This is a genomic window from Rhodanobacter sp. Root179 (assembly GCF_001428465.1).
Taxonomy (GTDB): Bacteria; Pseudomonadota; Gammaproteobacteria; order Xanthomonadales; family Rhodanobacteraceae; genus Rhodanobacter.
Map to the genome: position 1 here is coordinate 1 of NZ_LMHR01000047.1, position 18,974 is coordinate 18,974.

The window sequence follows — 18,974 nt, forward strand, 5'->3', positions numbered from 1 at the left end:
CCGCGCCCCGCCGGCGGCAAGCCGCCAAAGCGCAAGTAGGCGCCTCGGGTCGCGCCGCTCGATAAGCGGCGGCGCGACCACGTAACATCGGCGGATCATCGCCACCGCGAACCCGTCGCATGCCCAGCCGCAACGCCGAACAGCAACCGCCCAGCGGCTCCGAGCCGCGCATCGATGGCCTGCCGCCGGCGGCCTTGCAACAGTTGCAGGCGGCCGCACGCGCCATTCGCGATGGCGCCGAAGCGCCGGCGCGCAAGGCGCTGGACACGACCCTCGAATTCGCCCCGGAACATCCCGAGGCCTTGCGCCTGTACGCCATCCTGCACACCCGCGCGCAACGCCAGGACGAGGCGCAGGCCTGCCTGCAGCAGGTGCTGGCGCAATGGCCCGACTATGCGCTGGCCTGGTCGGACCTGGGCGGTGTGCAGCAGGCACGCGGAGACATGGAGGCGGCGTTCGCCAGCTGGAGGCAAGCCTGCGCGCTGGCGCCGGCTGCGCCGATGCCGTGGTTCAACCTGGGCCGAAACCTGCAGCTGCATGGCGACACCGACGCCGCGATCGAGGCGCTGCAGCAGGCGCATGCGCTGGCGGCGGATTTCCTGCCGGCGCTGATCCTGCTCGGCGATGCCCTGGTCCACGCCGGCCGCTTCGACGAAGCCGACGCACGCTACCGTGCCGCACTGGCCCTGCATCCGGCCTGCGGCGATGCCTGGCGCGGACTGGCAAACATGAAGACGCGGCCGCTGTCGGACGCGGATCGCGAACAGCTGGGCACCGCCTTGCGACAGCCCGGCATCGCCCCGGCCGATCGCATCGCGATGGGCTTCGCGCTGGGCAAGGTCTGCGAGGATCAGGGACGCTACGAAGAGGCCTTCCACGCGCTGAATCGCGCCAACGCCGCACTGCGCGAGATCAGGCCGTGGCAGGCCTCGGCCTTCCACGGCCACGCCGAAGCCCTGCTTGCGGCATCCCGGCGGCTGCCGCCGCCCATCGATGCGGGCCTCGGGCGCGAAGCGATCTTCATCGTGGGCTTGCCACGCTCGGGCTCGACCCTGTTCGAGCAGATCCTTGCCGCCCATCCCGAGGTGGAAGGCGCCAGCGAGCTCACCGAACTGGAACAGGTGCTCGGCGAGGAATCCGCGCGGCGGCGGAAACCCCTGCTGCAATGGATCGGCGAGGCCGGCGCGGACGACTGGCAACGACTTGGCCGCCGCTATCTGGAGCTCACCGCCCGCTGGCGCCGACACAAGCCCCGGCATACCGACAAGCTGCCGTCGAACTGGCTGCTGGCCGGCGTGCTGGGCGCGATGCTCCCGGGCGCACCGATCATCGATGCCCGCCGCGATGCGCTGGAAGCGGGCTGGTCCTGCTACAAGCAGCAGTTCTACAAGTTGCCGCACTTCGCCTGCACGCTGACCGACATTGCCGCTTATATCCGCGACTACGAACGGATCATGGGCGCCTGGCAGGCAGCGGAGCCGCAGCGCATCCGCATCCAGCACTACGAGGCCTTGCTGGCCACACCGGAAGACGAGATCCGCGCGCTGCTGGCGTTCTGCGACCTGCCGTTCGACCCGGCCTGCCTCGACTACCATCGCGCCTCGCGCAACGTGCGCACGGCCAGCGCGGCGCAGGTACGCCAGCCGTTGCGTCACGACACGGCACGCGCCGTGCATTACGGCGCCCTGCTCGATCCGCTGCGCTTCGGCCTCGGCCTGCCCAAGGCCGGTTGACTGCACCGATCAGGCAAAACCGACCGGCAGCGCTTCAGGCACTTTGCGGCAAGGGTGGCAGGCCGGCATCGGACGGATCGAGCCAGTCTCCGGGCGTCAGCACGGCCAGGCCATGGGCCAGCCGCGCCTTGTCGCATTGCGGGCTGACCGCGCCGGACTCCCATGACGGCTGCACTTCGCGGCATACCGACGGTCGTTGCGGATAGATGCCGCAATGGGCGGCCTCGCCCACCACGCCCTGCAGCGCCACGCACCGTATCTGCGCGGCGTTGGTGCCGCGCATGGCCAGCCGGTGCGGATCAAGTTTTTCGGTCAGCTCGGGCGGCACGCAGCCGCCGAGGAACGCCTCCGCTTCCGACCAATGGAAGGCCACGCGAAAGAACGCGCAGCAGGCACCGCAACGCAGACAGGGATGATCCATCGAACCGACCAGGCGCGCCCCGAGGCGCGCAGGGAGCGGATTCTAGTGCGCGGGAAGGCGGTTGGGGAGTGGGGGAGCCACGTCGCTTTGCCCCCTTTTTGCAGGAAGGACGTGCGGCATGAGCGACCCCACCCTTGCCCTCCCCTGCACGTAGGGGAGGTAAGCAGAAAGCGCTCAAGCGGAAGTTGAGCGCTTGCTTGCAAGAGCGACCCCACCCTTGCCCTCCCCTGCTTGCAGGGGAGGTAGACGGAAAGCGCTCGACCGGAAGTTGAGCGCTTGCTTGCAAGAGCGACCCCATCCTTGCCCTCCCCTGCTTGCAGGGGAGGTAGACGGAAAGCGCTCGACCTCAAGGTCGAGCGCTTGCTTGCTTTATGGATCTCCGGCGAAGGTGTTGCACTGGGCCATGTCGCCGCTGGCGAAGCCAGTCTTGAACCACTTCACGCGCTGAGCCGAGGTGCCGTGGGTGAAGGTGTCCGGACGCACGCGGCCTTGCGCCTGCTGCTGCAAGGTGTCGTCGCCGATGTGGCTGGCGGCGTTGAGCGCCGATTCGATGTCACCCGGCTGCAGCCAGTTCAATTCCTTCTGACTGTGGTTGGCCCACACGCCGGCGTAGCAGTCCGCCTGCAGTTCCTGTCGCACCGACAAGCCGTCGGCGCCATCCATCGGGGCGCCCTGGCGCCGCGCCTGGTCGACCTTGTCGAACACGCCGGTCAGCTTCTGCACGTGATGGCCGACCTCGTGCGCAATCACGTAGGCGCGGGCGAAGTCGCCGGAGGAATGCAGCTCGTCCTGCAGTTGCTGGAAGAACGCCACGTCCAGGTAGACCTTCTGGTCGCCCGGGCAATAGAACGGGCCCACCGCCGTGCTCGCGCTGCCGCAGGCCGTGCTTACGCCGCCGCTGAACAGGTGCAGCTTGGGCTCGACATAGGTGGCACCGTGTTCGCGAAAGATCTCGCCCCAGCTCTGCTCGGTGGAATGCAGCACGGCGCTGACGAAATCCTTCTGCTCGGGATCGACCTGGGCCGGCACGCCGGCCTGGCTGCCGGCGCCGGGCTGGATGCTGCCCTGGTCCAGCAACGCCATCGGGTTCTTGAAGAAGATCCAGCCGATCAGCGCCAGCACCACGATGGTGCCCAGGCCCATGCCACGACCGCCGCCGAAGCGCCGGCCGCCACCACCGCCACCGCTGTCGATCTCGACGTTGTTGCTGCTGCCACCCTTTCGCCAATCCATAGATCCCCCGCAGTGCTGGTACGTGCGCCTCGGCGCTGTCTGGCGACGATAGCGCGCTGCCGCGCATCGCGCCACGTCGGACATCACGGCTAAAGTAGGTCACCCTTCGTGAGGATTTCAGCATGACCCACCTGCCCGCCCTGGTTACCCTGCTCACCGTATTGCTGCTGTTCGGCACCATGTGGGCGGTTGGCCACGCCCGCGGCAAGTACGGCGTCAAGGCGCCTGCGACCACCGGCGACCCGGCCTTCGAGCGGGCCTACCGGGTGCAGATGAACACGCTGGAGGCCACGGTGATGTTCCTGCCGACGCTGTGGCTGGCGGCTCACTACGGCTTCACCGGATGGGCCGGCATCGCGGGCCTGGTCTGGCTGGTCGGCCGCGTGTGGTATGCCCTGGCCTATCTGCGCGACGCCAGCAAGCGCGGGCCGGGTTATCTGGTGAGCATGCTCGGCTGGGCCGCGGCGCTCGTGATGGCCTGCATCGGCGTGGCGCGCGCGATGATGGTCGGCTGAAGTCAGTCGAGCAAACCCGGAGCGGTGCCGCTCAACACCCACAGGCGATGCGGCACCGCCATCGGCTCGCCGGCGTGGCGCTTGGCCAGCATCTCAGCCAGCTCGGCATCGAAGCGTTGCACCTTCGCCTCGTCCAGGCTGGCACCGATGCCGGCACTGGCGCGGATGCGCCCCCGCCAGTCGGCGTGGCTGTAGGGAACCTCCACATCCAGCGACCAGGTGCGCAGGTCGTTGAAGCCGGCTTCGGCCAGGTCCTTGAGCCATGCCGGATACAGGCCACTGCCGCTGTGCATGGTCCAGCCCGCGTTGTAGGCAAGAATCAGGCGCTCGGTGTCCTGCACCATGTTGCCGTTGAGCGGCACCCAGTCGAAATGCGCGATCACGAAGCGGCCACCGGGCCGCAGCCACTTGCGCACCAGCGCGGCGCTGCGGGCCCGCTCGAACCAGTGCCAGCATTGCCCGGCTGTCACCACGTCGAACGAAGCCGATGCGAAATCGGCGTTCTCGACCCGGGCCCTGACCTGCTTCACCTGCACGCCTGCGGCGCGATCCAGCTCCGCGGCTTGCGCGAGCAACGGGGCGGAGTGATCCAGCCCGGTGACTTCGCAGCCGCGCAAGGCCAGCCCGCGGGCCACCGTGCCGGTGCCGGTGCCCAGATCCAGCGCCGCGTCACCGGGATGGACGCTGCCGTCGCCAAGCAGGCGCTCGAAGAAGATCTCGGGGAACCCTGCCCGATGGCGCGCGTAGTCAGCGGCCGTCCTGCCGAAGTCGATAGCCATCACACCCCCTGTAGCCACTGGTGACGCAAGCTTCTGCTGTTTGGCATAGTAGCGGCATGACCCCGCGCTGCAAGCCGTGGCCCACGCACGCTCCCGGCACGGGTGAAGACCGGTCCGGCGGGTGACACCTCGAAGCACGCCCCGCGCCTTCACTCGCATCCCGCAGGCATGATCAACGCATGGAAGTCAGTGGTATCCAGACACCCCGGCCACCCGCCCTGCCCTCCAGCACGAAATATCGACTGCCACCGGGCCTGGGCGGCGCGGCAGGCATCATCGCGGGCTACTTTGCGCTGCAATTGCTGGCCGGATTCGCGTTTGCGCTGGTAGCCATGTTCGCCGCGATGTTCGATCACCCGGCGACCGGCCTGGAAGTTGCCGTCGGCACCAGCCTCGCCCAGCCAGGCATGCAGGCCTGGTTGGCGATCGTCTCGCTGGGCGCGGCCGCACCCCTGACCCTGTGGCTGGCGCATCGGCAGTGGGGCGCGTGGTGGTCGACGGGTCAGCCGCCGGGGCTGGGTTTCGTCGCGCCCAGCCGTGCCTGGTTCTTCGCACTGGCCATCGCCACCGGCCTGTTGCTGCCGTGGATCGGTTCGCTGCTGACGCAATGGCTGGCGCAGGGCCATCCGGTGACCCAGGACATCCAGCAGATCGGCGCGCGGACTCCGCTGGCATCTCGCCTCCTGCTGGTGCTGGTGGTGGTCGGCGTGGGCCCGGTCGTGGAGGAACTGCTGTTTCGCGGCGTGCTGCTGTCGGCCCTGATGAGGCATTGCCGTGCCGGCCTGGCGGTGGCGTTCAGTTCACTGGCGTTTGCGCTGATCCATCTGCCGGGGCTGGATTACCAGTGGTATGCGGTACCGAGCCTGCTGTTGCTGGCGGTGCTGCTGGCGGTCCTGCGCCTGGGTTCGAAGTCGATCTGGCCCGCCGTGCTGGCGCATGGCATGAACAATCTGCTGGCCGTCGCCGGCTGGTTCATCGCCGTCAAGGCGACGGGGTGACTCCGCCACGACGCAGCAGTCGCGCCGTTTCGAACAGCGGCAGCCCCATCACCCCGGAATAGCTGCCGGCCAGATGCTCGATCATGGCCCCCGCGCGTCCCTGGATGGCATACGCGCCGGCCTTGCCGAACGGCTCGCCGCTGGCTACGTAAGCCTGGATCGTCCCGTCATCCAGCGCGCCGAACCGCACCAGGGAAAGGCATTCCTCCCGGTACTCGCCCTGCCCGCCGACCAGCCACAGCGTCGAAATCACCGTATGCGTGCGACCGGAGAGCCGCTGCAGCATCGCGGCCGCATCCGCGGCATCGCGCGGCTTGCCGAACACCTCGTCGTCCAGCACCACTTCGGTGTCCGCGCCCAGCACCCGGGACGCCGACGCATCGGGCAGCGCCGCCAGGCCGGCACGGGCCTTGTCGCGCGCCACGCGGCTCACGTAATCCTGCGGTGATTCACCCGGTTCGCGCTGCTCGGGCACCTCGACATCGATCACCGCAAAGGCCACGCCCAGCTGCTCCAGCAACTGACGGCGGCGTGGCGATTGCGAGGCGAGATACAGCATGCGAAGTCCGACGGATGCTGGGAAAGTCAGAGTGTCAGCCCGTACTCGCAGAACTGCGAGTCACGTTGCCAGCCCAGCGATTCGTACAGCGCCTGTGCCGGCGCATTGTCCAGCGCGGTGGACAGCGACAGACTGGCTGCCCCCAGCGCGCGCGCCTGATCCGCCGCCGCGCGCAGCAAGGCCGCCGCCACACCACGTCGACGCGCCGACGCGTTGACGAACAGGTCGTTGAGCAGCCAGGTGCGCACCGTGCGCACCGAGGAAAACAGCGGATACAACTGGGTGAAACCAAGCCCTTCGCCGTGTTCGTCGCAGGCCAGCAGGATCAGCGATTCATCCCGGGCAAGCCGCGCCGCCAGGAACTCGTGCGCGCGCGCCGGATCGGACGGCTGGCCGTAGAACTGCCGGTAGCCATCGAACAGCGGCACCACCGCATCGAGATCGGAACGGGTTGCCGGACGGATGGAGAAGGACATACGCGCGCTCCTTAGGAAGCATCAAGCCCGATGATAGGGGTGGCCGCTCATGATCGTGGTCGCACGATACAGCTGCTCGGCCAGCACCAGTCGCACCAGCATGTGCGGCAGGGTGAGCGGCCCGAGCGACCAGCGCTGGTCGGCGCGTTGCAATACCTCGGGCGCGTGGCCATCGGGACCGCCGATCAGAAAGGCCAGGTCGCGCCCGGCCATGCGCCACTTCTCCAGTTGCGCAGCCAGCTCTTCGCTGGACCAGGTCTTGCCGCGGCCGTCCAGCGCGACCACATGGATGTCGTGCGGCAGGGCGGCGAGGATCGCCGCGCCTTCGTCCTGGATCGCCCGTGCATCATCGCGGCCCTTGCCGCGGGTGCCGGGTTTCAGCTCAACCAGATCCAGCGGCAGGTCGTGCGAAAGCCGCTTGCGGTACTCGGCAAAGCCCTCGGCCACCCAGCCGGGCATGCGTTCACCGACGGCGATCAGGCGCGCGCGCATCGACGCGGCGGCTCAGCCTGCCTGTGCGGCTTCGCCGCCAGTCTCGCTTTCGTGACCGTGATCGCCCACCGTCCACAGCCGCTCCAGACCATAGAACTCGCGGATGCGCGGCAGCATGACGTGGACGATCACGTCGCCCAGGTCGACCAGCACCCACTCGCCCTCGGTTTCGCCTTCCACGCCCAGCGGCATCACGCCGGCCTTCTTGGCGAACTTGGCCACTTCGTCGGCAATCGACTTGACGTGGCGGGCGGAGGTGCCCGACGCGATGACCAGCAGGTCGGCGATGGAGGTCTTGCCGCGGACGTCGATCTCGCGCACGTCCTTGGCTTTCAGTTCTTCCAGCGCGTCGATGACCGACTTGCGCAGGGTGGCCGTGGTGACGGACTTGTTGGTACGGGCAGTGCTCAAGAGGATGGGCCTCGGTGCGGAGTCGCAGCGCAGGATGGCGCGGGCGCAGTATAACCGCCCTTCCGCGATGGCACCTCAACGCCGCCAGCCGTCCCTGGCCTCCAATCAATGCGCCAGGGAACGCCGTGCCAGCCGGTACTCGTGCATCAGTCGCGCGACCAGTTCGGCGGCGGGCTGCGGACGGACCAGGGCGGCGGCCTGGCCGCACCATTCGGACAACAGGTCGCCACGGCCCGCCGCGGCCGCGGCACGGCGCAGCGGCGCGGTGAGCGCGTTGAGGATCGGGTATGGCAGGCCCTGCGCCGCCGCCGGCATCGCCTCGACGAAATGGTTGCGCAGGCCGCGGGCGGCGCGACCGGAGAAGCCGCGGATGGTGGTGACCCGGTGTTCTTCGACCCGGGGCAGATCCTGCTTCCACGCCGTAGCCGCCGGGCATTCCGGGCAGGTCAGGAAGGCCGTGCCGAGCTGGCTGGCCGCCGCGCCCAGCGCTTCGGCCGCCAGCATGCCGCGACCGTCCATGATGCCGCCGGCGGCGATCACCGGCACCTCCCGGCCGCTGGCCGCCAGCGCGCGCACGGTGAGCGGCAACAATGCAAACAGGCCGATCATCGCGTCCTCCGCGTCATGCAGGAAGCTGCCGCGATGGCCGCCCGCCTCGGCCCCCTGCATCGAAACCGCGTTCGCGCCCGCCTCGACCCAAGCGCGCGCCTCGGCCACCGTGGTGGCGGTGCCGATCACGTAGATGTCGCGCTGCCGCAGCTCGCGCATCTGCGCGGGGCCGATCACGCCGAAGGCGAAACTGGCCACCGCTGGACGCGCCTCGCACAGGGCGGCGAACTGGTCGGAGAATCGCGGCGCCCAGCGCGCGGGCACGGCGGTGCGGACATCGAGCCCTTCGCGGATCATCAGCGCGTCGAGCTGTTCGCGCGCTCGCGTCACCGCCGCCATGTCGGCCTCGAATTCATCCGGCAACACGAACAGGCCAATCGCATATGGGCGGTCGCCCAGTGCACGGATCTCCGCGGCCTGATCGAGGATCGCCTGCGGTTCCAGATAACCGGCGCCCAGCGAACCCAGCGCACCGGCGTTCGACACCGCCGCAACCAGTGCAGGTGACGTCGATCCGGCCATGGGCGCCTGGATCAACGGATGCTCGATGCCGAGCCGGCTGGCGAACGACGCGCTCATGGCGGATGGCCTGCGGGAAGGATGGCCAAGTATCCACCGCCACCCACGGCAACTGAAGCCGCCGACGGCGCGTCGCCGCGCGATGCCCCGTCGGCGGCGCCCGGTCAGCCGCCAGAGCTCATCGCGTCCTTCTTCATCGCATTTTTCTTCATCGAACCGTGCTTCATCGAATCATGTTTCATCGAATCGTGCTTCATCGAATCAGCCTTCATCGCATCGTGCTTCATGGCGTCCATCTTCATCGAATCCTGCTTCATCGCATCCTTCGACATGGCGTCGTGCGACATCGCGGTGCTGGAGCTGGCTGCCATCGCGTCCTGGGCGAACGCGGTGCTGGTGGCGAGGCCGCAGGTCATGGCGGCGGCAAGAGCAAGGGCAAGGCGTGCATTCATCATCGGTCATTCCTCGAAAAGGGATGGAGCGGTCGGGCCGCTCCACCTCTCCATTCGCCATGGCCCACGCCCGGGTTACCCGCCGGGTCAGCCGCCCTGCCCGGCCACGATGTTCACCGTGATCGCGATGATGAACACGTTGAAGAAGAATGCGATCACGCTGTGCATCAGCACCACGCGGCGCAGGTAGTTGCTGGTGATCTGCACGTCGGAGACCTGGAAGGTCATGCCGATCACGATCGAGAAATAGGCGAAATCCCAGTAGTCCGGGTCGGGCGTATGCGGAAACTCCAGGCCGGCGTGCTGCTTGCCGAAATCGCCGTAGTAGCCATGCGCGTAATGGATCGCGAACATCACGTTGAGGAACAGCCAGCTGAGGATCACGCTGAGCACGCCCACGCCCAGCGCCAGGACGCCACCACTGCGTGCCGCGTGCAGTTCCATGCCCAGTGCGCCCAGCACCACGCCCGACAGCAGTACGCCACCCAGCAGTACGCCCCAGCGACCGGTGTCGATCGCCTGCGCCTGGCTGCGCATCGTGTCCGGCGTGGACTGGTTGAACAGATGGAGCATCACGCCCAGAAAGATCACCGCGGCGAGATCGAAGGCCAGCAATACCGCGTTGGCCAGCCGCATGCCGCTGACCAGCAATCCGGCAACCGCGACCACGAACACCAGCATCGAACCGATCGTTCGTGGGCGCCCCCTGGCGAATGCCCACGGGCGCCAGCCGCGCGATGCCCGCCGGCCCGGCCGGGCCGGTCGATCCGGCGTGGAGCCCTCGCTCACCACGCGCTCCACCAGCGCAGGGTCAGGCCAGCAGGTCGGCGTAGTCGGGGTGGCGTTGCATCCATGCGGCAGCATACGAGCAGGCCGGGACGACTTTCCAGCCCTCGCTGCGCGCCGTGTCCATCGCGGACTGGACCAGCGCCGCGGCAATCCCGCGGCCACCCACTTCGGCCGGCACGCCGGTATGGGTGATGGTCATCACGCCCGCAGCGAGCAGGTAATCGAGCACGCAGGGCACACCCTCCACGTCGGTCTGGAAACGGTGGGCGGCGCGTTCGTGGCGGATGACGTAGGACATGACGGTTCCTGCTTGGGCGCAAACGGCGATGGTACGGCGCCAACGGCAATCGCGCGTGAAGCATTGCACCGACTTCGTTCGCGCCAGTTACATGGCCGGGGGCGCACAGTCGGCCTTCACCCCACAGCCGCGCAGGAGCATTCCATGAAGAAATCCGCATCCGCCCATTGGTCCGGTGGCATCAAGGATGGCCAGGGCACGATCTCGACCGAGACCGCCGCCCTGCGCGAAGCGCCGTACGGATTCAAGTCCCGCTTCGAGAGCGGCCCCGGCACCAATCCGGAGGAACTGATCGCCGCGGCGCATGCCGCCTGCTATTCGATGGCGCTGTCGCTGGGCCTGGGCAACGCCGGACTGACCGCCGACAGCATCGACACCCGGGCCGTGGTGACGCTGGACAAGGATGGCGACGGCTTTTCGATCACCGCCGTCCACCTCGACTGCGAGGCTCGCGTGCCCGGCGCGGAAGCGGACGCGTTCAAGCGCATCACCGAGGAGACCAAACAGGGTTGCCCGGTATCCAGGGTGCTCAATGCGAAGATCACGCTGGAGGCGCGCCTGCTCTGACGCGCAGCTCAGGCCGCCGCCATGGCCTCCGCTGTGGCAGCGGACACCTCGTGCTGGCGACGCTGGCGCACCGCCTGTGCCAGCCTCGTCAGCACGCCGACCGAGGTGTCCCAGTCGATGCAGCCGTCGGTGATGCTCTGGCCGTAACGCAGCGGCTGCCCAACAAGCAATTCCTGGCGGCCACCAACCAGATGGCTTTCCACCATCACGCCGAGGATGCGCCGTTCGCCGGCGGCCATGCGCTGGGCGAGGTCGTCGATCACCTTCGGCTGGTTCTCCGGCAGCTTGCCGCTGTTGGCATGGCTGACGTCGATCATCACGCGGGCGGGCAAGCCGGCCTTGCCGATGGAGGCGCAGGCCCCCTCCACGCTCGCCTCGTCGTAGTTCGGCTGCCTGCCGCCGCGCAGGATGACGTGGCAGTCGGTGTTGCCGCTGGTGCTGGCGATCGCGGCCTGGCCGTCCTTGGTGACGGCCATGAAGTGGTGGGGCTGGGCCGCCGCCTGCACCGCATCCACCGCGATCCGCACATTGCCGTCGGTGCCGTTCTTGAAACCCACCGGGCAGGACAGTCCCGACGCCAGTTCGCGATGCACCTGGCTTTCCGTGGTGCGCGCGCCGACCGCGCCCCAGGCCACCAGGTCGGCGATGTACTGCGGCGTGATCATGTCCAGGAATTCGCAGCCGGCGGGCACGCCCAGCGCGTTGATGTCGCGCAGCAGGACGCGAGCGATGCGCAGGCCCTTGTCGATGCGGAAGCTGCCGTCCAGGTCGGGGTCGTTGATCAGGCCCTTCCAGCCCACCGTAGTGCGTGGCTTCTCGAAGTACACCCGCATCACGATTTCCAGCGCGTCGCCGAGTTCACGGCGCAGCGGCGCGAGTCGCCCGGCGTACTCCAGCGCTGCTTTCGGGTCATGGATCGAACACGGCCCGATCACCACGGCCAGGCGGTCGTCACTGCCGCCGATGATGCCGTGCAGCGCCTGTCGCGCCGCTTCCACCGTGGCGATCGCCGGCGCCGTGGCGGCGCAGTCGCGCATGACCTCGGCGGGCGTGCTGAGGCGGGTGAGTGCGCGGATGCGCAGGTCGTCGGTGGTGTGCATGGCGGCGGTTCTCCTGGTGGGTTCCCCGGAGGCGGCCAAAAAAAACCGCCAGGGAGGCTGGCGGTTCGGTGAGGTTGTGTCGATCAGTTCAAAACGATCGCGCCCGCGCCGCCGCCGTTGGCTTCGGATAGCCGTAAAACCAGAAGAACAGGCGGGCGGTGGCGGAATGCATGGCGTCATTGATAACACAATGGACGTCCAAATCAAACTTCCCGTCATCCAGACGATAGACTGGGCGCATGCCATCGCCCATCGACGTGCTCCGCCAACCGATCCGCCACTGGGTGCTGCGCGCCTTTCCGCGCGCCGACACCGGCAGCCTCGACTACGACCATCCGCACGGTGATCCGGGCCTGTTCGGGCCGGACAGCGCCACCTGGCGCGTGCATTCGGACTTCCCCGGCATGCTGGCCGGCGGCCTCGCGGCGCTGACCTTGCAGACCCTGCATCCGTTGGCCCTGGCCGGGGTCTGGGATCATTCCAACTTCCGCGACGACCTGATCGGCCGGCTGCGCCGCACCACCGCCTTCGTCGGCGGCACCACCTACGCGCCCCGCGCGCAGACCGAGGCGCTGATCGAACACGTGCGGATGATCCACGGCCACATCACCGGCCACGGCGAGGATGGACGTCCATACAGCGCCAACGATCCGGACCTGCTGACCTGGGTGCATGTCAGCGAGGCCTACTGCTTCCTGCAGGGTTACCGCAGCTACAGCCACATCGCGATGCCGCCGGGCGCAGCCGATCGCTACTACGACGAAGTACGGCAGATCGCCGAGGCGCTGGGCGCGCGCGATGTTCCCGCCAGCGAACGGGACGTCGCCGCGTATTTCCGGCGCATCCAGCCCGAGCTGGCCTATACCGAACGTTCCCGCGTGGTGCTCGGCCTGCTCGGCCAGGTGCGCCTGCCGGTGCCGGCCGCCGGACTGTCGCGCGACCTGTTCCTGCTGGCCGGCAGCGCCCTGCTGCCGGACTGGGCCATCACGCTGCTGGAGCGCACGCCACGCCAGCAGCGCCAGGCCCGCCTTGCCGCCCGCGCGCTGTGGCTGATGGCCCCGGCCTTCCGCGCCGCCCTGCGCGACGGCATCGCCAGCCGCGCCTGCCAGCGCATGGATATGCCGCCCGAGCAGTTGCACCGGTGGAACGCGCCGTCCGGCCAAGACTGACGGGCCCGGACTGGCCATCCAGGATTGACAGTCCCGCCCCATCGGCTAACGTCGGCGAGCACGCACTACCAGGGGTTCTCGTGGCGACACTCATTCCCAGCCGCAACAGCTGCCTGCCGCGGATGACCGGCGGCGAGAAGCGCGTCTCCGAGCGGCTCGAACAGAAACTCGAGGACGACTACCTGCTGTGGTACGACGTACCGGTCGGGCTGAAGCAGCGCCATCCGGATTTCGTGGTGTTCCACCCGCGCCGCGGCCTGCTGGTGCTGGAGGTGAAGGACTGGAAAGCAGACACCATCCGCCACGCCGACAGCACCCAGTTCACCCTGGTCACCGAGCGCGGCCTGATCAAGGAGAACAATCCGCTGCTGCAGGCGCGTGCCTATGCACTGGAGATCGGCGTGGTGCTGGAACGCGACCCGGCGCTGCGTTATCCGGAAGGCTCACGCTACGCCGGCAAACTGATCATGCCGTGGGGCTGGGGCGTGGTGCTGGCCAACATCACCCGCAAGCAGTTCGACGAAGGCGCGCTGGGCGAGGTGCTGCCCGGACACCTGGTGATCTGCCGCGACGAGTTGTACGAGACGGTCGACGCCGAAGCGTTCCAGGAGCGGCTGTGGGCGATGTTCCCGCAGGTGTTTCCGGTGACCATGACCCTGCCCCAGATCGATCGCGTGCGCTGGCACCTGTTCCCCGAACTGCGCGTGGAAGCCGGCAGCGGCCAGTTCGGCCTGTTCGGTCCCACCGACGCCGCGGTGCGTCCGCTGGAAATCCCCGACCTGATCAAGGTGATGGACGGACAGCAGGAACAGCTGGCGCGTTCGCTGGGCGGCGAGCACCGCGTGATCCACGGCGTGGCCGGTTCGGGCAAGACGATGATCCTGGGCTTCCGCGCGATGCAGCTGGCGCGAGAACTGACCAAACCCATCCTGGTGCTCTGCTACAACAGGACGCTCGCCGCGCGGCTGGAACAGCTGATCGGCGAACGCGGCCTGGGCGAGAAGGTGCAGGTCTACAACTTCCACAAGTGGTGCCGCAAGATGCTGGTGGCGTACAACGAGCCGCTGCCGGCAGGCAGCGGCAAGGCCTTCATCGAGGCGCTGCCGCCGGCGGTGATCGCCGGCGTCGACCGCGGCCAGATTCCGCGCGCCCAGTACGGCGCGGTGCTGGTCGACGAAGGCCACGACTTCGAGCCGGACTGGTACAAGCTGATCGTGCAGATGATCGACCCGGCCACCAATTCGCTGCTGGTGCTGTACGACGACGCGCAGAACATCTACGGCAACCCGAATCGCCGCAAGATCAGCTGGAAAAGCCTCGGCGTGCAGGCCCAGGGCCGCACCACCATCCTCAAGCTCAACTACCGCAACACGCTGGAAATCCTCTCGGTGGCGCGCGCCTTCGCCCAGGACCTGCTGGCCGCGCGCCTCGACGATGCCGACGGCGACGGCGTGCCGCTGATCGCGCCGGAAAGCGCCGGCCGCCGCGGCGCCGTGCCCGAGCTGGTGCGCACCGACACCGCCCGCGCGCAGATGGACGTGCTGATCGCGCGGCTGCGCGACGAGCACGCGCACGGCCGTCCGTATTCGGAGATGGCGGTGATCTATCGCAACCAGTGGGAAGGCGAGAAATTGCACGAGGTGCTCAAGCGCCTGGACATCCCCAGCCGGCTGGCTGACAACGCCGGCAAGCAGACGCTGTTCGTGGTCGAGGACAGCGTGAAGCTGGTCACCATGCACTCCAGCAAGGGCCTGGAGTTCCCGTTCGTGATCATCCCCGGCATTGGCGGCCTGCCCAAGGAAGGCCAGAGCGAAGCCGACGAAGCCCGCCTGCTCTACGTGGCGATGACCCGCGCCACCGAACACCTGCTGCTGATCCACCACGACGACTCGGTCTTCAGCAAGCGCATCCGCGATTCGATCAACGATGTGCGGGGACAACTGAACTCCGTCGCATGAAATGGAACTCGAGCCGAATCACATGGGCTCCAGCGCTCCACACTCAACGCCGGTCAATTTCGCAGAAGCAATCAGGGGATCGAGAATTGCCCGTCCCGCGCCATTAATGTAAATCCGAGTCTTTACAGTTGACGGATCCTTGAAAACCGCAGCTTTTCTCGGAGTCAACAAATCATTGAATCTTTCCAGCCGTACGTGTCCCCGGTCGTTCTTTTCAGAACGACCGATGTCTACACATGGCACGACGTTGGTCACATTGTAGAGATAACGAATCTCTCCAGTGCCTCCGCAATCAAGCTCAAGCATTTGACCAAACTGGGACAGAAAGGAACCCAGCGCGTCCCTGGCGCGTTCATTCAATACCAGTGCACCGGGGAGCATGGCACTCACGTCCGCGGGAGGACGCTTGTTTTTGCGCCGTTTGCTATCGGCAAATTCCACCACGGGACGATCCATCCAGTTTTTTGGCTTTCCGTCGATCCAGAATCGTCCTTCGAGCAACTCATGATCGTCGACAGGAACCACCATGGCATGGTCGCTCACGCAGGCATTACGCAGTTCAAAAACCGCCATGGATCAACCCCGGATCAAAGTGAAAGAATGCCTGAAATGAGCGCCGCTTTGATGCTATCGAGAACAGGGTTCACGGCTTTGGCAGCGATCTGATGGCTGGCGATGGTGATCCGCAGCAAGCCGTCAGGTGAGCGAGGCCGACACAGGTGTTGCGACGATAGCTTTTCGGCTGTGCAGGCCTTGGAAGAAGCGGCTCGTTGCGCTGCGTCCGGACTAGCTTGCCATGGCGTTACAGAGGGAGGCACCGGGTACCTCGCCGATCAATGCTGGATAAAAAAATCTCACTTTTCGGCCACCTTCGGCATACCCCCGCGGCATTGCGCCGCGGAGCAACGGCGCGGCATCGGTTGCCGGGCAAGCCGGTCACTCCTACAATAAGAATCATTCTCACCTGATGATTCCCTGGCATGGCGTGGCGGTCGACGCGCGCCTGTCGCCATCCGGTGCAGGAACACAGCCATCGCGCGATGGCGACCGGGTCGACATCCCGGTCCGCCTCGACGCGTGCAGCCGCTTCCCGCCAACCTGTTCACAAGGCTTCCGATGTCATCGATCCCCTCTTCGTCCGTGGCGAGCACCGCTCCGCGCCACCGCTCCGCGCTGCCGCACGCGATCCGCATGGCATGGCTGGCGACGCTGGTCAGCTTCGGCGTCTCCACCCATGCCGCCGACACCCCCGCCGCCACGAGCACCGGCGACGCGCAACAGAACGCCGCGACCACGCTGGAAGGCGTGCAGGTCACCGCGCCGATCGCGAAGGACAGCAACTCGGTGACCAAGACCGATACGCCGATCATCGAGATCCCGCAGTCGGTGTCGGTAATCACCGATGAACAGATGAGCCTGCGTGGCATCCAGGGCATCGAGGAAGCGGTGTGGTACACCGCTGGCGCCCAGGGCGGCGGCTACGGCCCCGATTCGCGCAGCGACTGGCTGCTGGTGCGCGGCTTCACCCCAGCGCGCTACATGGATGGGCTGGCGCTGGCCGCCGGCTCGGGCACCGGCATCACCCGCATCGAGCCGTATGGCCTGGAGCGACTGGAAGTGTTGAAGGGCCCCTCGTCCGTCGTCTACGGCGCGATGCCGCCGGGCGGCATGGTCAACATGGTTAGCAAGCGGCCGACCGAACAGCCGCTGCATGAAGTGGGCGTCGAGGTCGGCAGCTTCGACCTGCGCCAGGGCACGTTCGACTTCGGCGGCCCGCTGAACGATTCCGGCACCGTGCTGTACCGTCTCACCGGCCTGGCCCGCAACAGCGACACCATGGTCGACCACATCAAGGACGATCGTTATTACCTGGCGCCGGCGCTGACCTGGAAGCCGAGCAACGCCACCTCGCTGACCGTGCTGTCGCACTTCCAGAAATCCGCGACCGCGTCCGGCGGTGGCTTCCTGCCCGCCGAAGGCACCTTGCTGCCCAGCCCCAACGGCAAAATCCCGCGCAATCGCTTTACCGGCGAGCCGGGTCAGAACGACTACGACAAGACGCTGGCCTCGATCGGCTACGAGTTCCACCACGACTTCGCCGGCGGCCTGGCCTTCAACCAGAACCTGCGCTACGGCAAGGCCGACGTGGACAATAACGGCGGCAACGTGGGTGCGTTCGGCCTGCTCGGCGACGGTCGCACCCTGCTGCGCTATCTGTTCCCGAACGAGAACCACACGAAGACCTTCGGCGTCGACAACAACCTGCAGTACACCTTCGACGCGGGCAACGTGCAGCACATCGTGCTGGCCGGCGTGGACTACCGCCGCGCGAAGGACGACTACGCCTCGGCGTTCGACTTCAACGTGGGTGGACTGGACGTGTTCGACCCGGTCTACGGCAGCCCGGTGACGGTGCCCGCGTACACCAGCCACACGCTGCAGACGCAAACGCAATTGGGCGTCTATCTGCAGGACCAGATCAAGCTGGGCCGTTGGGGCATCACCCTCGGCGGTCGCCAGGATCACGTGAAAACCGACACCGACAACCTGATCGGAGGCACCACCACGGGCCAGACCGACGACGCATTCTCCGGCCGCGTCGGCGTCAACTACCTGTTCGACAGCGGCCTGGCGCCATACGTCTCGTGGTCGCATTCGTTCCAGCCCACCGTGGGCACCGACTTCGCGGGCAAGGCGTTCAGCCCGACCACCGGCGACCAGTACGAAGCGGGCCTGAAATACCAGCCGGCCGGCGGCAACGGTCTGCTCAGCGCATCCGTCTACCAGATCACCCAGCAGAACTCGCTGACGATCGACCCGAATCACACGTTGTACCAGGTGCAGCAGGGTGAAACGCGCCTGCGCGGCGTGGAGCTGGAAGGCCGCTGGAACATCGGCCGCAACCTCAGCGTGTATGGCGATTACACGTACAGCGATTCGGAAGTGACACGCAGCAACGACCTGCCCTCGCTTGGCAGGCAGATCGCCCTGCTGCCGAAACAGCAGGCCTCGCTGGGCGCCGACTACACCGTCGTCGGCGGAACCCTGGCCGGACTCGGCTTCGGCGGCGGCGTGCGTTACGTGGGCGAGCACTACGGCGACATCTACAACGACTGGAAGACGCCGTCGTACACCTTGCTCGACGCGGCCGTGCACTACGACACCGGCGGCTGGCGACTGCAGTTGAACGTCAGCAACCTCACCGACAAGACCTACGTCTCGGCCTGCAACAGCGCCGTGTGGTGCTACTACGGCTACGAGCGCACGGTCACCGCCAGCGCGCGCTACCGCTGGTAAGCAGATGACGGCCTGGCTCGGCGTGGTGGCCTTCGCGATGGCGGCATTGTCCGCCGTCGCGTTGTACGCCGGCTCGCCGCACTGCATGTGGCGCGTGCTGCGCGGCCGGCCGCGCAGCGCACGGCTGATCGGCACGCTGCTCGCGCTGGCGTCCCTGCTCGCCTGGACGCAGCTGTTCGGCGTCGCCGCCGGCCTCGGCGCCACGCTCGCCAGCCTGATGCTGGTGCTGGTCGCGCAACCGTACCTGGCCCTGTTCATCGGCAGTCCGGATGCCGACACCACGGCGGACGACAAGGCATGATCCGCCACCACCGCAGGAAAACGTGCTGATGTGGGCGCGGCTCAGCGCCGGCATCGTGCCGGGTTTCTTCCTCGCCGCCGCGCTGCTCGGGCTGGTCAGCTGGCTGCTGCCCGGCACGTGGGAATCGACCATCATGGTCGGCCTGCTGGCGTTCTTCCCGCTGTGGATCGGCATCGTCTGCGCCGCGCTGCGGTTCTCCAGCGGACGGCGCGCGTGGCTCTGCCTGGGCATCGCGGCCGTGGCGGGCTTAAGCCTGCTGCGGTTGCTGCAGACATCGGGTTGGGTCGGCTGAGCATGT

The 18,974-nt window shown here is 67.4% G+C and carries 23 protein-coding genes; 9 read left to right on the forward strand and 14 right to left on the reverse strand.

Features of this window, described 5'->3' with window-relative positions:
* Positions 1 to 119 precede the first annotated feature (119 nt).
* Positions 120 to 1,733, forward strand: coding sequence for a sulfotransferase (locus ASD82_RS02930; protein WP_056715162.1), 1,614 nt, complete (start codon positions 120 to 122; stop codon positions 1,731 to 1,733).
* A 34-nt stretch (positions 1,734 to 1,767) separates the two neighbouring features.
* On the opposite strand, the gene ASD82_RS02935 is transcribed toward ASD82_RS02930, so the two are convergent.
* Positions 1,768 to 2,154, reverse strand: a complete 387-nt coding sequence (locus ASD82_RS02935; protein ID WP_056715166.1) for a YkgJ family cysteine cluster protein — start codon at positions 2,152 to 2,154, stop codon at positions 1,768 to 1,770.
* A 369-nt stretch (positions 2,155 to 2,523) separates the two neighbouring features.
* A complete protein-coding gene (locus ASD82_RS02940; RefSeq protein WP_056715170.1) occupies positions 2,524 to 3,387 on the reverse strand; it encodes a neutral zinc metallopeptidase in 864 nt (287 codons plus the stop codon).
* Positions 3,388 to 3,509: 122 nt separating this feature from the next.
* On the opposite strand from ASD82_RS02940, the gene ASD82_RS02945 reads away from it, so the two are divergent.
* Positions 3,510 to 3,902 (forward strand): MAPEG family protein, encoded by a 393-nt coding sequence (locus ASD82_RS02945; RefSeq protein WP_056715173.1) that lies wholly within the window; start codon positions 3,510 to 3,512, stop codon positions 3,900 to 3,902.
* A gap of 2 nt (positions 3,903 to 3,904) precedes the next feature.
* Here ASD82_RS02945 and ASD82_RS02950 read toward each other — a convergent pair whose 3' ends face one another.
* A complete protein-coding gene (locus ASD82_RS02950) occupies positions 3,905 to 4,681 on the reverse strand; it encodes a class I SAM-dependent methyltransferase (RefSeq protein ID WP_056715175.1) in 777 nt (258 codons plus the stop codon).
* Between the two features lie 179 nt (positions 4,682 to 4,860).
* Here ASD82_RS02950 and ASD82_RS02955 point away from each other — a divergent pair, with 179 nt between their 5' ends.
* Positions 4,861 to 5,679, forward strand: a complete 819-nt coding sequence (locus ASD82_RS02955; protein WP_056715178.1) for a type II CAAX endopeptidase family protein — start codon at positions 4,861 to 4,863, stop codon at positions 5,677 to 5,679.
* Here ASD82_RS02955 and ASD82_RS02960 read toward each other — a convergent pair.
* From ASD82_RS02960 to ASD82_RS02995, 8 genes are all read right to left on the reverse strand, one after another.
* A complete protein-coding gene (locus ASD82_RS02960) occupies positions 5,663 to 6,238 on the reverse strand; it encodes a nucleoside triphosphate pyrophosphatase (RefSeq protein WP_056715182.1) in 576 nt (191 codons plus the stop codon). The two genes, ASD82_RS02955 and ASD82_RS02960, sit on opposite strands and share 17 nt — an antisense overlap.
* A gap of 26 nt (positions 6,239 to 6,264) precedes the next feature.
* Positions 6,265 to 6,714 carry a GNAT family N-acetyltransferase gene (locus ASD82_RS02965; protein WP_056715185.1) on the reverse strand — a complete coding sequence of 150 codons (450 nt, stop codon included), beginning with the start codon at positions 6,712 to 6,714 and terminating at the stop codon, positions 6,265 to 6,267.
* Positions 6,715 to 6,735: 21 nt separating this feature from the next.
* Positions 6,736 to 7,206: a 23S rRNA (pseudouridine(1915)-N(3))-methyltransferase RlmH gene (gene rlmH / locus ASD82_RS02970; protein ID WP_056715188.1), complete on the reverse strand. Its 471-nt coding sequence runs from the start codon at positions 7,204 to 7,206 to the stop codon at positions 6,736 to 6,738.
* A gap of 12 nt (positions 7,207 to 7,218) precedes the next feature.
* Positions 7,219 to 7,617, reverse strand: coding sequence for a ribosome silencing factor (gene rsfS / locus ASD82_RS02975; RefSeq protein ID WP_082542717.1), 399 nt, complete (start codon positions 7,615 to 7,617; stop codon positions 7,219 to 7,221).
* Positions 7,618 to 7,722: 105 nt separating this feature from the next.
* Positions 7,723 to 8,805 (reverse strand): nitronate monooxygenase, encoded by a 1,083-nt coding sequence (locus tag ASD82_RS02980; RefSeq protein ID WP_056715194.1) that lies wholly within the window; start codon positions 8,803 to 8,805, stop codon positions 7,723 to 7,725.
* A 104-nt stretch (positions 8,806 to 8,909) separates the two neighbouring features.
* Positions 8,910 to 9,197, reverse strand: a complete 288-nt coding sequence (locus ASD82_RS02985) for a pentapeptide MXKDX repeat protein (protein ID WP_056715263.1) — start codon at positions 9,195 to 9,197, stop codon at positions 8,910 to 8,912.
* Between the two features lie 87 nt (positions 9,198 to 9,284).
* Complete coding sequence (locus ASD82_RS02990; protein WP_056715267.1) at positions 9,285 to 9,986, reverse strand: DUF1345 domain-containing protein; 702 nt, start codon at positions 9,984 to 9,986, stop codon at positions 9,285 to 9,287.
* 22 nt (positions 9,987 to 10,008) lie between these two features.
* Complete coding sequence (locus tag ASD82_RS02995) at positions 10,009 to 10,284, reverse strand: GNAT family N-acetyltransferase (protein ID WP_056715197.1); 276 nt, start codon at positions 10,282 to 10,284, stop codon at positions 10,009 to 10,011.
* Between the two features lie 144 nt (positions 10,285 to 10,428).
* Here ASD82_RS02995 and ASD82_RS03000 point away from each other — a divergent pair, with 144 nt between their 5' ends.
* On the forward strand, positions 10,429 to 10,851 hold the full coding sequence (locus ASD82_RS03000) for an OsmC family protein (protein ID WP_056715200.1): 423 nt from the start codon (positions 10,429 to 10,431) through the stop codon (positions 10,849 to 10,851).
* Positions 10,852 to 10,859: 8 nt separating this feature from the next.
* Here ASD82_RS03000 and ASD82_RS03005 read toward each other — a convergent pair whose 3' ends face one another.
* Positions 10,860 to 11,951, reverse strand: a complete 1,092-nt coding sequence (locus ASD82_RS03005; protein ID WP_056715204.1) for a 3-deoxy-7-phosphoheptulonate synthase — start codon at positions 11,949 to 11,951, stop codon at positions 10,860 to 10,862.
* A gap of 88 nt (positions 11,952 to 12,039) precedes the next feature.
* On the reverse strand, positions 12,040 to 12,204 hold the full coding sequence (locus ASD82_RS17590) for a hypothetical protein (RefSeq protein ID WP_157581798.1): 165 nt from the start codon (positions 12,202 to 12,204) through the stop codon (positions 12,040 to 12,042).
* Here ASD82_RS17590 and ASD82_RS03010 point away from each other — a divergent pair.
* Positions 12,191 to 13,120, forward strand: coding sequence for an oxygenase MpaB family protein (locus ASD82_RS03010; RefSeq protein WP_056715207.1), 930 nt, complete (start codon positions 12,191 to 12,193; stop codon positions 13,118 to 13,120). The genes ASD82_RS17590 and ASD82_RS03010 overlap by 14 nt on opposite strands.
* Positions 13,121 to 13,242: 122 nt before the next feature.
* Positions 13,243 to 15,078 (forward strand): 3'-5' exonuclease, encoded by a 1,836-nt coding sequence (locus tag ASD82_RS03015; protein ID WP_056715210.1) that lies wholly within the window; start codon positions 13,243 to 13,245, stop codon positions 15,076 to 15,078.
* Positions 15,079 to 15,096: 18 nt separating this feature from the next.
* On the opposite strand, the gene ASD82_RS17595 is transcribed toward ASD82_RS03015, so the two are convergent.
* Complete coding sequence (locus ASD82_RS17595; RefSeq protein WP_157598933.1) at positions 15,097 to 15,651, reverse strand: DUF1629 domain-containing protein; 555 nt, start codon at positions 15,649 to 15,651, stop codon at positions 15,097 to 15,099.
* Between the two features lie 543 nt (positions 15,652 to 16,194).
* Between ASD82_RS17595 and ASD82_RS03025 the strand changes: the two genes are divergently transcribed.
* The 3 genes from ASD82_RS03025 to ASD82_RS03035 are packed head-to-tail and all read left to right on the forward strand — an operon-like array spanning position 16,195 to position 18,968.
* Positions 16,195 to 18,375, forward strand: coding sequence for a TonB-dependent siderophore receptor (locus ASD82_RS03025; protein ID WP_056715218.1), 2,181 nt, complete (start codon positions 16,195 to 16,197; stop codon positions 18,373 to 18,375).
* Between the two features lie 4 nt (positions 18,376 to 18,379).
* On the forward strand, positions 18,380 to 18,676 hold the full coding sequence (locus ASD82_RS03030; RefSeq protein ID WP_056715220.1) for a hypothetical protein: 297 nt from the start codon (positions 18,380 to 18,382) through the stop codon (positions 18,674 to 18,676).
* A 28-nt stretch (positions 18,677 to 18,704) separates the two neighbouring features.
* The gene (locus ASD82_RS03035) at positions 18,705 to 18,968 is read left to right on the forward strand and encodes a hypothetical protein (protein WP_056715224.1); all 264 of its coding nucleotides are present in this window, start codon (positions 18,705 to 18,707) and stop codon (positions 18,966 to 18,968) included.
* Positions 18,969 to 18,974 lie beyond the last annotated feature (6 nt).

What these genes read in the sequence shown, in the direction of transcription:
- ASD82_RS02930 (WP_056715162.1), top strand. Translation starts at nt 120, where the DNA reads ATGCCCAGCCGCAACGCCGAACAGCAACCGCCCAGCGGCTCCGAGCCG.
- ASD82_RS02935 (WP_056715166.1), bottom strand. Translation starts at nt 2,154, where the DNA reads ATGGATCATCCCTGTCTGCGTTGCGGTGCCTGCTGCGCGTTCTTTCGC.
- ASD82_RS02940 (WP_056715170.1), bottom strand. Translation starts at nt 3,387, where the DNA reads ATGGATTGGCGAAAGGGTGGCAGCAGCAACAACGTCGAGATCGACAGC.
- ASD82_RS02945 (WP_056715173.1), top strand. Translation starts at nt 3,510, where the DNA reads ATGACCCACCTGCCCGCCCTGGTTACCCTGCTCACCGTATTGCTGCTG.
- ASD82_RS02950 (WP_056715175.1), bottom strand. Translation starts at nt 4,681, where the DNA reads ATGGCTATCGACTTCGGCAGGACGGCCGCTGACTACGCGCGCCATCGG.
- ASD82_RS02955 (WP_056715178.1), top strand. Translation starts at nt 4,861, where the DNA reads ATGGAAGTCAGTGGTATCCAGACACCCCGGCCACCCGCCCTGCCCTCC.
- ASD82_RS02960 (WP_056715182.1), bottom strand. Translation starts at nt 6,238, where the DNA reads ATGCTGTATCTCGCCTCGCAATCGCCACGCCGCCGTCAGTTGCTGGAG.
- ASD82_RS02965 (WP_056715185.1), bottom strand. Translation starts at nt 6,714, where the DNA reads ATGTCCTTCTCCATCCGTCCGGCAACCCGTTCCGATCTCGATGCGGTG.
- rlmH (WP_056715188.1), bottom strand. Translation starts at nt 7,206, where the DNA reads ATGCGCGCGCGCCTGATCGCCGTCGGTGAACGCATGCCCGGCTGGGTG.
- ASD82_RS02980 (WP_056715194.1), bottom strand. Translation starts at nt 8,805, where the DNA reads ATGAGCGCGTCGTTCGCCAGCCGGCTCGGCATCGAGCATCCGTTGATC.
- ASD82_RS02985 (WP_056715263.1), bottom strand. Translation starts at nt 9,197, where the DNA reads ATGAATGCACGCCTTGCCCTTGCTCTTGCCGCCGCCATGACCTGCGGC.
- ASD82_RS02995 (WP_056715197.1), bottom strand. Translation starts at nt 10,284, where the DNA reads ATGTCCTACGTCATCCGCCACGAACGCGCCGCCCACCGTTTCCAGACC.
- ASD82_RS03000 (WP_056715200.1), top strand. Translation starts at nt 10,429, where the DNA reads ATGAAGAAATCCGCATCCGCCCATTGGTCCGGTGGCATCAAGGATGGC.
- ASD82_RS03005 (WP_056715204.1), bottom strand. Translation starts at nt 11,951, where the DNA reads ATGCACACCACCGACGACCTGCGCATCCGCGCACTCACCCGCCTCAGC.
- ASD82_RS03010 (WP_056715207.1), top strand. Translation starts at nt 12,191, where the DNA reads ATGCCATCGCCCATCGACGTGCTCCGCCAACCGATCCGCCACTGGGTG.
- ASD82_RS17590 (WP_157581798.1), bottom strand. Translation starts at nt 12,204, where the DNA reads ATGGGCGATGGCATGCGCCCAGTCTATCGTCTGGATGACGGGAAGTTT.
- ASD82_RS03015 (WP_056715210.1), top strand. Translation starts at nt 13,243, where the DNA reads ATGACCGGCGGCGAGAAGCGCGTCTCCGAGCGGCTCGAACAGAAACTC.
- ASD82_RS17595 (WP_157598933.1), bottom strand. Translation starts at nt 15,651, where the DNA reads ATGGCGGTTTTTGAACTGCGTAATGCCTGCGTGAGCGACCATGCCATG.
- ASD82_RS03025 (WP_056715218.1), top strand. Translation starts at nt 16,195, where the DNA reads ATGTCATCGATCCCCTCTTCGTCCGTGGCGAGCACCGCTCCGCGCCAC.
- ASD82_RS03030 (WP_056715220.1), top strand. Translation starts at nt 18,380, where the DNA reads ATGACGGCCTGGCTCGGCGTGGTGGCCTTCGCGATGGCGGCATTGTCC.
- ASD82_RS03035 (WP_056715224.1), top strand. Translation starts at nt 18,705, where the DNA reads ATGTGGGCGCGGCTCAGCGCCGGCATCGTGCCGGGTTTCTTCCTCGCC.